Raw genomic sequence first — 13,105 nt, 5'->3', positions numbered from 1 at the left:
TACAATACCCCGAAACAGGTCAATGACACAGATCAAATGATTCATTTCCACCATTTGATCCACATCACAGTTAGTTTCATCATTCTTCCATGGTAATATTTTGTTATACGATTAAATGAGAGGGTATGATTATGAAAGTCTTGGAAGCTAAAACACTCATGTCTGAAGCTACAGACCGTGCCAAAGAATATAAAGAACTACGGACACAAATGGTCAACTTGAGAAAAGCTTTACAAAGCGTCGCTGAACTGGACGACAGCGAATTCTCAGGTAAAGGCGCTAATAACATTAAAGCATTCTATCACGATCATGTTGGTGTCACTGATCAATGGATCGACTACATTGACATGAAGATCGTATTTTTCAACAGCATTGCCGGAGCTGTCGAGGACAAAGACCTCTCTGATGCTTATATTGAAGAGTCTTTTTTAGAACATGAACTGGCTAACGCCCATCAAAAATCAAAATCAATCATGTCTGAACAGAAAAAAGCCATGAAAGATATCCTAAACGACATTGACGACATCCTCCCGCTTGACCTGTTTTCAACAGAAACCTTCAAGGATGAGCTTGCAGATGCCAATGACAAACGCAAAAAAACCATTGAAAAACTAGGTGACCTTGACGAAGATTTACTGACAGAGTATGCCCTGTCAGAACCTAATGAACAATTCATCAAATCCGACTTCCAAAAGCTCCAAGAAGCAACGGGCAAAGGCAAAAACGCTACACCCATTCACTACAACGCCAAGGCGTACCGTGAGAGTGATATACATAAGAAAAAAGGCGATATTGAAAAGCAAACGGCAGCTTATTTGACGATTAAAAAGAAAGAAGAAAAAGAACGGGAAATCGAAGAATTACAGAAAAAGCTCAATACGTTGGTTGATGATCCTGACGAGTATCTAAAAGTTGCTAAAGAGATTGGATACGACAACCTCACCACTGAACAACAGGAGTATGTTAAATCCCTCGAGTTTTGGGATAATCCTCTTCGAGCGACCAAGGATATTTTGAAAGAACAGATTGACGGTGTATATGAAGGTTTATTAGCCGGGATAGATGATACAGAGAAGACGGTTAAAGAATATTTAGCCCCTATAGATGCAGCGGGTAAAAAATATCTAGGTCCAGTATATGAATACTATAAAGGCAAACAAATGGCATATTATGATTTTTCGAAAGAAACTGGTGAAGGGCTCTTAGGAATTGGAAAATTCGGGATCGATCTCGGTTTAGATCCAAAAGGAACGATAAAGTCCGTTTTTGAATTCGACTATAAAAAAGCCTGGGATTCTACTTGGAATGAGGTAAAAGAAAGCTGGGATAAAAACTTTGTACACGGAGATATGTATTCACAATCGCACTACACCACATATTTCACTTTAAATGTAGCCAGCTTATTCATATCAGGTGGCGGTGGTGCTGTTACAAAGAGTGGATCCGTCGTTTCAAAGGTCGGGAGAGTCACAGAGAAGGGAATCAGCAAGTCGGGTAAAAAAGGGGTAAACAGCGCCGGAAATGTTGGTAAGTCTGCATCAAAAAAAGTAATAAAAGACACCAAAGATTTTGGGGAATTTTTTAAAAAAGGTTTAGAGTCAATACCAAATCCTTTTGCTAAAGAACTTCTGTTAGCTAGTGATGTTCCTATAAATGTGCTAAACTTACAAAAATCTGGACAAGATACAATTCAACAAATTAAAAAGTCTTTTGATGTTGATCATGGTTCTAAGGGGAATGCTACTAGTAGTAAGATAACCAGTGAAGCTAAATCTGTATCGAATATGAAAGAATTTTTTAATGATGGATTTGGAAAAAGTATAAAAAACAATGTTACAAAAACAAAAAATCAATTCCAAGGCCAATCAATCTATGAAGTTAATAAAAAATTGGATAATCCGTTTCTGAAAAAAGGCGATAGATTTTATTTAGATAATTTGCACAAGGATCATTTAGAAGTTTTCGATAAAAGAGGAAATTTAAGAGTAGTGTTGAATTTGGATGGAACATTGAACGAAGTTAAGACTAAGAATGCCATTGGAAGAAAATTAAAATAGGTGGTTAAGATAGATGAAAAATATTGATAAAATCTTTAGTGCTTTAAAAGAATTAAATGAAAAATATAATAGTACATTAATTTCCACAGAAGAACTTTTAGAAGAAGAGGAAAATATTAAAGAACTTCCGCAAATAGATGAAAGAATGAATAAAATTTTAGCTAACTTAAGTCAAATTGAAGATAAAGACAAACTAACTTCTGAGTTACTACAGTTACATTTAGTAATTGGTGATGTAGAATGGCAATTTGACCAAATACATGAGATGGTTAGACAGGTAATCGAAAATATTGAGGATTAATATAATACAAAAGGTCCTCTTGAATGGGACTGCCCCCGGTTTTTGAGACAGGGATCAAAACACCTTTTAAACAGCCAGTTGCCGATAGTGTATCGGTAATTGGTTGTTTAGTTTCGTTTGAATACGAATGTTGTTATCATATTGAATGTAGTCTTCGACGTACGCTCTACGATGATGGCCGTAGTTCGAACTATGTTGTTGAGGTAGAACGTTTCAGACTTTAGTATGAAATGAAACGATTCTATGGCGGCATTATCAGCGGGCGTTCCTTTTCTAGACATGCTCATGGTAATGCCTTTTCCTTTTACAGCCCTCTGTTTGATTTCAACCGGATAACTCACTCTTGTTCCCATAGAAAAACACCTCTTAAAGAAATAGAGAAAAAATAGATGAAAGAGTTATGAAAATCATTTTGTGCATACTAATAAGCTCTATGAGAAAGACAATCTGGATCATAGCAGATAACTTGATTATGAGTTCTTTAATCGCATCGTCCCTGCTTTCTTTATACAGGCCTCGATCTGGGTGCGGTTGCTTGATCGCTTATTTCTCGGTCAATACCCTTATATACTCTGGATCTACTTCCTATCAAGTTTTATTAAATAGAGGAATCGTTCATGCATTTGTCAGCTTGCGGCCCCTCGATGATTATCACCTTCATAAAATGCATCACCCCTTGGGTAATGCTATGTAATAACTGTTTGTCCTAATGAAGTGATTTTCAGTATGAAAACAAATAAAAAACCGATGGCTTGAACCATCGATCTGTTTTCTATATCACTGGGCCCCTATAGGAAATCTATCTCATTGGTTATGAAAGCTTATTTTTATTACACACTCTATATTCATTTCTATACGTTTATATCAATTATGGTTAAAAAATAGTGAGAAAAAAACAAATAACGTCCATTCTAACTTTTTCATCTTATTTATTAAGAATTTTAACCTCATCCTTGTAAAATAAAGAAGCGAATTTCATGTCCGATAGTTAATGCTATGTCATCGGGACATGTCTGTTAAAGTGGCCAAAAAATACATTCAGATATCCACTTGCAACCACAATTCAATTTGATCCACTACAGATTTCTGAACTGACATTAACAGCTAGACTTATAAATGCCGATTATCCATTTTTTTATTCTGTTCCAGTTCCCATTCACAATTAGGCATTTCAGCGGCGTATCGCCATAAAGTGAACTAATTTATTAATGTTCAACAACAGAATTTCGTCGATCGGCAATAAAGAATCCACAAATCATTGCAAGAATGGCCATCGCCCACCAAAACGTTGATATCGCCTGATCATGATCGATGATTATCAGACGAATGACAGCCGTGATGCCAATATAAATGAAGTAGCGAAGCGGGAAATGAAAGTCTGATTTGAAGTATTTGATAATCAAAGCAATGAACTCAAAGTACATGAAGAATATAAGCAGTTCTCCAAGCATCCCATAATAGCTGTCCACTTTGTTGAACAGTGACTTGTATACGAATTGCACAATGTACCATGTCTCGCTGATCAGAAGTGCGCTTAAAGCTATCGCCAGGAAGAACAGACAGACATTGAGAAGCGCTTGTAACAGGTAAGGCACCTTTTTGAATTTGTCGGAAAATCTCATCGTGTTGTCTCCTATTTCAATATATTCGTGGTTTTTATGCTCAGCCTACATCTTGGTGTTCCAAAATCGTAGCACAATGTAGTACTTAGAATTCTTTTGTATACTGTGAAACTGTCCCTGCATGCGGGACATCATTCGCGCAATGCTTCTTTCACCGAGTCCGTTGCTTTCCGGTGTTATATCCGCAAGTTTAATCGTATTGCTAACATGAATCTCAAATATCTCTTGATCCGATACAAACGTGATGCTGATTTCTTCTTCCGGATCTGCGTATTTAAATAAGTTTGACATCACATTATCAAATACACGACCAAGCTCCTCCAAATTCACGTTAATATAGGTTTCCGGCAGCTCGCCTGAAATATGGACTCGGAAATGCTCCTGATGAAGGATAGCAATCTGATCTGATATTAGATCGTAGATCACTTCTCTCACTGCAACGGTTTCCAGATCGGCCTCATATTCCCTGTCCAGCAGGAAATACGCAAACAGATTGTCAGACAAGCTTTTTAATTGCAGTGCTTTACCATAAGCATTGGCTACATACCGATCTTTGCTGGTACCCGCTTCGCCTCCCGCTTTTTTGGCAAACTCCAGATTCATGATCAGCGACGTCAGCGGTGTGCGCATATCGTGCGACATTTCGGTAACCAGGCTGCGGCTCTCAGCTTGCAATTCCTCGATAGCTTTAAGTTTGTCCAGGAAAGCTTTCCGCAGATCCTCAATGCTCTTTGCAATCATCGCTAATTCATCATGCCCTTTTATCGTCATCTCGTAGTCCAGTTCGCCCCCTTCAAGAATATGAATCTCTTGGTGAATCGTTTTAAGGTAGCGAAGACTTTGGCGAATTCCGAAGAGAACAATGATTAAAAAGATGAGGGTTGCCCCGAGCAAATCCAATGTAAAGGCCAGATCATAATATCGGGAAGAGTAGAAACCGTCGATAATGACTCGTCCTTCACCATCGCTAAACTTGACAGGATGGGAATGATTTTGAGCGTACTGAGTCAGCTTTTCCTTTCCATAATCCGATTCGGAATAAATGGAATCATATTGCAGCTCTTGATCCTTGAATATGGTGAGGTTAATGTAATTTTCTTTTTTGACCCACTCGCCAAACGCTTTTCTATCTGATGTAGACAACTCATTTTCTGAAACGTACTTGCTGAATTTTTGAATGTATCTTGCTGACTCCTCGTGATAATACTCATCCGAACTCAGATATCCCTCGATCAGATCATCTGTGATCTTTTGCAACGTCAGAAAGATCACACCACTCACAATCGCAGCAACCATGATCAGCAAAGCCAGTTTTTTGGTTAGCGTAAATTTACGATGCGCCAAATCGATATCCTCTTCCCCATTCAGTTCTTATATAAACCGGACGTGCCGGATCATCCTCAATTTTGGAGCGCAGCTTCCGAATATGCACCATCACCGTATTGTTGGAACAGTAAAAATAAGGCTGTCCCCACACACTCTCATATATATTTTGGGCAGAAAATATTTTGTTGCGTTTGCTCATCAGAAGTTTTAGGATACGATATTCCAGATCTGATAACTTGATTTGCTGCCCCTCTTTCCAGACCTCATTAAATTCTTCGCTCACTCTTAGTTTGCCCCCGATAAGAAATGTTTCTTCCTGTTCCTTCTTTTCCTGATAGATAGTATATCTGCGTAATTGAGCAATCACTCTAGCATGAAGTTCCTCTTCCGAGAATGGTTTAGTCATATAATCATCACCGCCGGCGAGTAACCCCTCAGTTTTATCGAGTGTACTCGATCTGGCAGTCAGAAACAGAATCGGGACGTTAGAGGATTTCCTGATGTGCTGACATGTTTCAATTCCCGAAATGCCTGGCATCATAATATCCAAAATAACCAAATCAAGCGAGTCATTCACAAGTTGCAATGCTCGCTTTCCATCCTTGGCTCTTAGCACCTCGTAACCTGCACGTGTAAGGGATTCCTCCAAAAGATCACCAATATCCTCATCATCCTCTACGACTAATATTCGATGGGTCATGTCTCTCTCACCTCATGATTCTTGTTGTTATTTCTCGTGTGTCCTTACTATATATCGTTCATAGTAATAAGTACGTTATAAGATACTACGTAAATCTTAACAATTTATGAAAGCTGATGGTCCGCCATAAATTTATCACATTTTCTAAAAAAATGATGACTCTTCATAAATTGTTAAGATTCGGTCTTTATATTTATCCATTGTAAGGCTCAGGCTTTTCAGATCCGCACTACACATTGCAATGGTAAATGGGAAAGGAGTATTGATATGATTGTACAAAAAGAAGGATGCGGGCAACCAGTGAGTCTGCGGGAACGGGTTCATTTTCTGGACATCGTACGTGGATTTGCCTTGCTTGGCATTATTATTGTCAATTATTTTCTGATCGTAGATTCAGTAAAAGGATTCGAAATGGCCTCCGATGACGTACTGCACAATCTGGTTTCCTGGTTTGCCGAAGGGAAATTCGTTACATTATTCTCCTTCCTGTTCGGGGTTGGGTTTATGATCTTTATGGATCGAGCCGCGCAGAAGGTAGATAGTCCCAACAAGCTGTTTGCCCGTAGGTTATCTATCCTGTTGGGATTTGGCATTTTGCACATCACATTTGTTTGGGTCGGTGACATATTGACCTTTTATGCCGTAAGCGGCTTCCTGTTACTCGGCTTCTATAAACGCACAGCCAAAACGGTGCTTAGATGGATTATCGCACTTATCGTGTTTCAATTCCTGACTCCTGTTTTCACAATGTTGTACAATGTCATCAATACTGCAGGGTCAAAAAACCCGAATTTTTCAGAGTTTACTTTGTTTAGCCACAGCAGCCTTACCTACATGGAATCCATCAGCACTCGGTGGACAGATATGGTCACGATGGCTGCTAGCTCTTTCTCTATGGTCTATTCCATGTTTCTCATGTTTCTGCTGGGCGTGTACTTTGTTAAGATGGAATTTTTCAAAGACATGGAAGCGAAAAAGTTCATATGGAAACGTATCTGGATCATTAGCACAATCGCTTTTCTAATAACACAAAGCAGTATATTGCTAGACATGTTTAATTTTTCGGACATTTCCTCTGTCTTGAGTCAAAATGGCGGCTTAACTGGAAGTATGTTTTATATGAGCACTTTTGCAATGCTGTTTCTATACGTTCCTCAGCTGCGAGGCCCTATGATGATATTCACCAAAGTCGGACGGATGTCATTGACCTGTTATCTGCTTCACTCTATCCTTGGAACAATTCTGTTCCTCAGGTACGGATTCGGGCTTGCGGGTCATATTCAATCCGCCGGCACGTTCATGTTCAGTCTGGCCGTCTATTTCGTGCTTATGATCTTTAGTACATTGTGGTTGAAACGGTTTAAGTACGGCCCGATGGAATTGATATGGCGCAAGCTGACGTACGGCATAGTAAACGAGCGCTCCAAAGCAGCTCTACATGCGCCAAAATCAATTCAAAAATGACCCCTTTTCCCAGATTGCATGGACTTCAGTTAGTTGTTGACGGAAGTGGGTATTAAACGGACAGATTTGATTAGTATAGACTGGTTATTTTTATATCATTTAGTGCTTCTTTGGGATAACCTAGACAGAAAAATAACCAGAGTTTACTCAATTTGCATAGCTCATGATCAAATCTAACTTGAATCTTTTGCGCAGGCTCATAGTCAAGGGCTACACATTCGACTAATTGATGTGAATGTGATTTGAGATAGGAAAAATTTGAGAAGAATGACTAATCCCGCGCAAGACACTTAATACGGTAGTGAACGATAGTAACTAAGGGTTACATGCAGCTTGTATTCGAAGGAAACAAAGAAAAAGAAATCGTACAAAAAGACAGGAGAAAGCTTTTGCAGCAAGTATTTTAACGCCAAATTTACCGCGGAAGAAAAAGCGACGGAATCACTTTTTGTGAAAAGACCTCGTAGAACAGCTGGAATGTTTTACTGAACGACTGACTCGATATTTCAGCAAATGAAGGAGTGAGCAATCATGAAAACAAAAAAGGAACCAAAAGTTATTTTGGAACTAGCAAAGGAGTCTGATTTGCCAGAATTCCAAAAAAAAATACAAGAAGCATTTTCGATCGCCGTGATTGAAACGTTCGGTGATTGCGAAGATGGACCGATTCCATCGGACAATGACGTTCAGGAGTCTTTCAATGCTCCCGGAGCAGTGGTATATCATATTCTTCAGGATGGTAAGAAGGTCGGTGGTGCAGTAGTACGTATCAACAGCCAAACACATCATAATTCGCTAGATTTATTCTATGTATCTCCAGAATATCACAGCCAAGGGATTGGTCTTTCTGCTTGGAAAGCCATTGAAGAACAGTATCCGGATACTGTTCTTTGGGAAACCGTGACACCTTATTTCGAAAAACGAAATATCAACTTCTATGTGAATAAGTGTGGATTCCATATCGTAGAGTTCTACAATGAACATCACTCTGATCCGCATATACATTGCAATGGACGCGAAGATGACAAGCCCCTGCCGGATGATGATGACTTTTTCAGGTTTGTAAAGATTATGAAAAAAAAGGACTAAACAATTGAACACGAAGGTAATAATGCTGTTTAAAAGGTGTTTTGATCCCTGATCCCTGTCTCAAAAACAGGGGTCAGTCCCCAATTGAAGTGACCCCTCGCCAGAGAAATGAACATTGATAAAAACCAAGTCAGGAGATGGATTAACTAATTTCAGGCAGAGGGGATGAAAGAGCTTGAGGAGAAACGAGGCAAGGCAAAAGGCACTGCGACCGGATATTGGCTTGTTAATCCCTTCACGGCTTTTAAATAGAAATTCATGATCCTCTTTCCCTTCAACATAGGTTTTAAATTCTCTTTGAAGAGCTGGCGTCATGTCGATTTTCTTTTTCGTTTTCTTCTCTATGAGATTGAAGTATGGCCGTTTTTCGTCTCTTACTCTCAGCTGCAGAATATCCGATATGCGGGGCCCTGAATTAATACCGGTCACGAATAGCATGTAATTCCTCATGTTTAGTTCTTTTAAAAACCTCTTGATGTAGAAGATACATTCCGGATTACTTATTGGTAACAAAATTCATTAAGAAGCCGTCCCTTTCTTGTAGGCTTCTTCTCTAAGAGCAAATGCCAACCGATATAGTGCTTTTCCCTTCACACGATAATAACTGCGCTGGCTCAAGCCCATTTCTGCATATGCTCATAACCATACATTTCTTCCGATTGCATATAGAGCATGACAATGATCTGCCGTTCTCTTTGAGAAAGCCGGTTAACAGCCCTTTGAATCCTTTTTAAGAATTTGTCTACGCTGAATCTCCCAATCAAACGCTTTAATGCTGCCTCTTCTGTTGAGGAATGAAACTCATTCGTGATGCTTGACGGAACAATGCTGTAAGTCGGGGTAACCTTTGGTAAAAAATTATCTGGCACTTGTAAGAGATATAACCGATATTGATCCAACAGTTGCTCTACTTTTGCTTTAGTGGCTTCTTCGTCAATTTGGGGCAGGTTTAATGTTAATTGATTCATATTTACCTCCTGATTATTAAAATAAAACGGACACCAAACCAACAGCGTAAATGCTTTAGTTCAGTGTCCGCAGGCTTTCCTTCTTGGACAATATTACCTCTCAGCGCCCGTGCTGTGCCCTCATTTCGGGGTGAGGCATTCGGGAGGAATCTATATTTAGACTAAGTTCACAAAATATTAACAAAAAATACCTTGGATATTTTTGTATATCATGTAATAATACACTCGTATTAAAAAAAACAAAGGGAGTGTTTAAAATGAAATTGAAAAAAGTTTTAACTGGTACTGCATTGTCACTTGCTTTGCTTGTTTCTGCTGCTCCTGCCTTTGCCGCAAGTCCTACTGATACTCATTCTGAAGAAAGTCATACAAAGGAAATATCTGCATTAGGTACCCTAGTTGTTCGTGGACTTCCTTCTGATCCAGACCCAGGACAAACAATCACTATCAACGGAACAACGTATTATTTAGACAGTGTTACTTTTTATCCTGATGGATCTTATATCGCCTACTATTCAAGTTAACTATGAGGAGGTTTATAGCCTCCTTTTTCTTATAGTTTTACTACTTGTTTGACAGTCATTGACTTGACGACCATTTGAAGTTCAACTTGTAATGGCATCCACTATGAAACTTCCCTTCAATTGCTTACCTGACTTGATGATTAACTCGATGGGGAGCTTCCCTTCTTGTGTAGTGGCAACCCATAAATCCTTTTTTGTCACATTTCGAAATTGATGTTTTTTTAATACAGTTAATGTCCCATTTGTTTCAATGATCGCATAGAGCACTTCTTCAATTTTGAAAACTTCTTTTTCCCTTAATTGTTGACTTAAATAGTCAATTGTATAACGCATCTTGCGCATGTTGTGTTCAAGAATTTTCCCGTTTTCAATCACAACGGTTGGATCTCCAGCAAAGAGTTTCCGAGCTTTTTGATTGCAAAGTGATAAGTAGGCAGTGGCCAAGATAACAAATACAAATATAAAGAAAGCAAGTACCATGTGATGAATTTTAAGAGAAGTATTAAAAGCCAGATTTGCAGTAATTGCTCCTAATGTATTGAAGCAATAAAATCAAAGATATTCATTTGTGTTTTCCCAATAATCTTGACCCTACCAATAAAATGCCAAAGGCAAGAATCGATCGAAGGATCACTTCAACATGTTCACTCATAGATCTCACCAACTTATTGTATTTTCTAAAAACATCATAGACAAAAGAGATCTTATATATACTAGAACGATTCTTAAACAATATATACATGCACTCATTGTCGTATCAGACATACGCTACATTAGTAAATTCCGCAATAGGACGGTGAAATTGTGTACCCTTATTTTATTTATAACCCTTATATAAGCGATACATTTCGTATGTCTACTGACAGGAAACTAATTAATGACATCCACAAGGCAATTAACGGAGAGTATAGCGCTATTCTCTGTTATAAGCAAATAGCCACACAAGCCCCCACAGAAGAAATAAGAAAACAAATACTTGAAATTAGACAAGATGAACAACGGCATTTTGAAGAATTCAGCAGGATTTACACTAATCTTACAGGCAGAAAACCAATTCCAAAAATAACGGAAGAATGCCCTAAAAGTTATAGAACAAGCCTAGAGTCTGCTTTTAAAGATGAGCAGGAGACAGTGGATTTTTATTTAGATTTAGCCGATCGAATACAAGATAAGTCCATTAAAAAGATTTTTCAGCGTGCTGCCGCTGATGAACAAAATCATGCAGTATGGTTTCTGTTTTTTTTAAACACTCGGTCTACACAACAAACCCGTCAAGTTAATTATGGGGCAACAGGGGCTTTAAATGCCAGTAGACTCACCTTACCCCAAATGCTTACCTTTGCCATTCAGGATGAGTACTTAGCTCAAGCAAGATACAATGCAATTATCAGAAACTTCGGGGATATCAGCACCTTTCTGCAAATCAAAGAAGCAGAATTACGTCATATCAATGCATTACTTTCTCTTTTTGAACGATACCAAGTACAGATACCTAAAGACACCTCACAATTATATGTCAATACACCAGTAACCCTTAAGGATGCGTATGCTGCTGGAGTCCAAGGAGAAATTGATAATATCGCCATGTATAACAAGTTTCTAACTTTTGATCTGCCAGCAGATGCAAGAATAGTTTTTACTCAATTACACAACGCATCACTAAATCATTTAGAGGCTTTCCGAAGAGGTCTTGAGAGATTAGACTTAAACTTCTAAAATCAACATTACAAAACGAAGTGTTTTATTTGCAGGGGTAGAACCAAAAGGGTTTTTACCATATTAAAGATTGTTACCTTTCATATTCAAACATAACCTCAAAGGTCTATCTTTGGTGGTGTTTCCACCTGCCCCTCCCACTTCGATTCCTTCTACAAAATCGTCTGTTATTAAACCCATAACGTCCATCGTATTTAACAACCGATAAATGTTCTCAGTTCAGTACAAATGATATAGAACCTTCTGAAATGATCACCATTCCCTTTTTTAAAGGATGGAATCATTCCCTTTGAAAAATACAAATATATATATGTAGTACTGACTGTTACAAAGAGGGGCTGAGGTATGTTGAAAACGAGCATTATTGTGCTGACTTATAATGAATTGAATTTAACGAAACAATGTTTGGAGAGCATATGGAAGTATACGGATCATAACTGTATAGAAATCATTGTTGTAGATAACGGCTCTCATGACGGGACACGTGATTATCTTAAAGAGATGTCTTCCATTAAAGCAATTTTCAACGAGACAAACGAAAGTTTCGCGAAAGGCTGCAATCGAGGCTTTGAAGTTGCTTCAGGGGACAATATTCTTTTTTAAAACAATGACACGATTGTAACAAATCAGTGGCTGGAACCTATGATCAAGCTGCTTTACCACGATGAAAAAACCGGCATGGTCGGACCCGTAAGCAATTATGTCAGCGGCGTCCAGCAAGTCCAGTTGACTTTTAGAAGAAGAGGAAAATATTAAAGAACTTCCGCAAATACATGAAAGAATGAATAAAGTTTTAGCTAACTTAAGTCAAATTGAAGATAAAGAAAAACTAACTTCTGAATTACTACAGTTACATTTAGTAATAGGTGATATAGAATGGCAGTTTGACCAAATACATGAGATGGCGATTTTTCACTTCTATCATACTTCAAATTTCAATTTAGTTTTGAAACGAAAATGTTATCATAGGTTTCTACTTTTACCTCAAAAAACATTAATAAAAAAAATACCTAAGCAGCATTCTTGAACCCAGCTAAAGCCGCATAGGTACTCTTTTCAAATTCACAAAACTAAAGCTATACTTTTTGTATCATCCTCGGAATCATGATATTTGTAAGGAAAGAAAAAATCGCTCCTAAATCAGTTTGAATCTGAACATAAAAGAACCGCGCCTGGCGGTTCTTTCAGATTGTTGACAAAGTCATAAAACGGTTTTTGTTTTATGACTTTGTCATATTTTCAGCGTGATTGAAAACCCTTGAAGTCTAGGAAGGGCGAGCATCGGAGCAGACTTTCACAGGATGTGATGACGGCGGTGTTTAGGCAGTACGCCTAAGC

General features: G+C 38.3%; 10 protein-coding genes and 4 pseudogenes. 7 read left to right on the top strand and 7 right to left on the bottom strand.

Going from position 1 to position 13,105, the window contains the following annotated elements; genetic code table 11:
* Positions 1–131 precede the first annotated feature (131 nt).
* Entirely contained in the window at positions 132–2,057 is a 1,926-nt protein-coding gene (locus JMN17_RS01850) for a ribonuclease YeeF family protein (RefSeq protein ID WP_087993862.1), read from the top strand.
* Between the two features lie 13 nt (positions 2,058–2,070).
* Positions 2,071–2,358: a hypothetical protein gene (locus JMN17_RS01845; protein ID WP_087993861.1), complete on the top strand. Its 288-nt coding sequence runs from the start codon at positions 2,071–2,073 to the stop codon at positions 2,356–2,358.
* Positions 2,359–2,424: 66 nt separating this feature from the next.
* Here JMN17_RS01845 and JMN17_RS01840 read toward each other — a convergent pair.
* The 4 genes and pseudogenes from JMN17_RS01840 to yrkP all read right to left on the bottom strand — a co-directional run.
* Positions 2,425–2,675, bottom strand: a pseudogene (locus tag JMN17_RS01840) (IS3 family transposase); the annotation flags it as partial.
* 888 nt (positions 2,676–3,563) lie between these two features.
* A complete protein-coding gene (gene psiE / locus JMN17_RS01835) occupies positions 3,564–3,980 on the bottom strand; it encodes a phosphate-starvation-inducible protein PsiE (RefSeq protein ID WP_087993860.1) in 417 nt (138 codons plus the stop codon).
* 45 nt (positions 3,981–4,025) lie between these two features.
* Positions 4,026–5,324, bottom strand: coding sequence for a two-component system sensor histidine kinase YrkQ (gene yrkQ, locus JMN17_RS01830; RefSeq protein WP_087993859.1), 1,299 nt, complete (start codon positions 5,322–5,324; stop codon positions 4,026–4,028).
* Positions 5,311–6,006, bottom strand: coding sequence for a two-component response regulator YrkP (gene yrkP / locus JMN17_RS01825; protein WP_087993858.1), 696 nt, complete (start codon positions 6,004–6,006; stop codon positions 5,311–5,313). Before yrkP ends, yrkQ begins: the two co-directional genes overlap by 14 nt.
* Before the next feature lie 267 nt (positions 6,007–6,273).
* Between yrkP and JMN17_RS01820 the strand changes: the two genes are divergently transcribed.
* On the top strand, positions 6,274–7,470 hold the full coding sequence (locus JMN17_RS01820) for a DUF418 domain-containing protein (protein WP_087993857.1): 1,197 nt from the start codon (positions 6,274–6,276) through the stop codon (positions 7,468–7,470).
* A 531-nt stretch (positions 7,471–8,001) separates the two neighbouring features.
* Positions 8,002–8,559: a GNAT family N-acetyltransferase gene (locus tag JMN17_RS01815; RefSeq protein WP_202327121.1), complete on the top strand. Its 558-nt coding sequence runs from the start codon at positions 8,002–8,004 to the stop codon at positions 8,557–8,559.
* A gap of 60 nt (positions 8,560–8,619) precedes the next feature.
* Here JMN17_RS01815 and JMN17_RS21610 read toward each other — a convergent pair whose 3' ends face one another.
* Both JMN17_RS21610 and JMN17_RS01805 read right to left on the bottom strand, forming a co-directional pair.
* Positions 8,620–8,997 (bottom strand): hypothetical protein, encoded by a 378-nt coding sequence (locus JMN17_RS21610; protein ID WP_242519851.1) that lies wholly within the window; start codon positions 8,995–8,997, stop codon positions 8,620–8,622.
* 81 nt (positions 8,998–9,078) lie between these two features.
* Positions 9,079–9,527: pseudogene (locus JMN17_RS01805) on the bottom strand (ArpU family phage packaging/lysis transcriptional regulator).
* Between the two features lie 257 nt (positions 9,528–9,784).
* On the opposite strand from JMN17_RS01805, the gene JMN17_RS01800 reads away from it, so the two are divergent.
* Positions 9,785–10,051, top strand: coding sequence for a transcriptional regulator (locus JMN17_RS01800; RefSeq protein WP_087993855.1), 267 nt, complete (start codon positions 9,785–9,787; stop codon positions 10,049–10,051).
* 135 nt (positions 10,052–10,186) lie between these two features.
* Here the strand turns inward: JMN17_RS01800 and JMN17_RS01795 are convergent.
* Positions 10,187–10,703, bottom strand: a pseudogene (locus JMN17_RS01795) (DUF421 domain-containing protein); the annotation flags it as partial.
* 200 nt (positions 10,704–10,903) lie between these two features.
* Here JMN17_RS01795 and JMN17_RS01790 point away from each other — a divergent pair.
* Both JMN17_RS01790 and JMN17_RS01785 read left to right on the top strand, forming a co-directional pair.
* The gene (locus JMN17_RS01790) at positions 10,904–11,767 is read left to right on the top strand and encodes a ferritin family protein (RefSeq protein WP_202327717.1); all 864 of its coding nucleotides are present in this window, start codon (positions 10,904–10,906) and stop codon (positions 11,765–11,767) included.
* A gap of 345 nt (positions 11,768–12,112) precedes the next feature.
* Positions 12,113–12,490 (top strand): annotated as a pseudogene (locus JMN17_RS01785) (glycosyltransferase); the annotation flags it as partial.
* Positions 12,491–13,105: the final 615 nt, after the last annotated feature.

Source organism: Bacillus sp. RHFS10 (assembly GCF_016757475.1).
Lineage (GTDB): Bacteria > Bacillota > Bacilli > Bacillales > Bacillaceae > Bacillus > Bacillus subtilis_G.
This window is presented reverse-complemented; position numbering and strand designations above follow the sequence as displayed.

Excerpts from the sequence above, each read along its gene's own strand:
- JMN17_RS01850 (WP_087993862.1), top strand. The coding sequence starts at position 132 with ATGAAAGTCTTGGAAGCTAAAACACTCATGTCTGAAGCTACAGACCGT.
- JMN17_RS01845 (WP_087993861.1), top strand. The coding sequence starts at position 2,071 with ATGAAAAATATTGATAAAATCTTTAGTGCTTTAAAAGAATTAAATGAA.
- psiE (WP_087993860.1), bottom strand. The coding sequence starts at position 3,980 with ATGAGATTTTCCGACAAATTCAAAAAGGTGCCTTACCTGTTACAAGCG.
- yrkP (WP_087993858.1), bottom strand. The coding sequence starts at position 6,006 with ATGACCCATCGAATATTAGTCGTAGAGGATGATGAGGATATTGGTGAT.
- JMN17_RS01820 (WP_087993857.1), top strand. The coding sequence starts at position 6,274 with ATGATTGTACAAAAAGAAGGATGCGGGCAACCAGTGAGTCTGCGGGAA.
- JMN17_RS01815 (WP_202327121.1), top strand. The coding sequence starts at position 8,002 with ATGAAAACAAAAAAGGAACCAAAAGTTATTTTGGAACTAGCAAAGGAG.
- JMN17_RS21610 (WP_242519851.1), bottom strand. The coding sequence starts at position 8,997 with ATGCTATTCGTGACCGGTATTAATTCAGGGCCCCGCATATCGGATATT.
- JMN17_RS01800 (WP_087993855.1), top strand. The coding sequence starts at position 9,785 with ATGAAATTGAAAAAAGTTTTAACTGGTACTGCATTGTCACTTGCTTTG.
- JMN17_RS01790 (WP_202327717.1), top strand. The coding sequence starts at position 10,904 with ATGTCTACTGACAGGAAACTAATTAATGACATCCACAAGGCAATTAAC.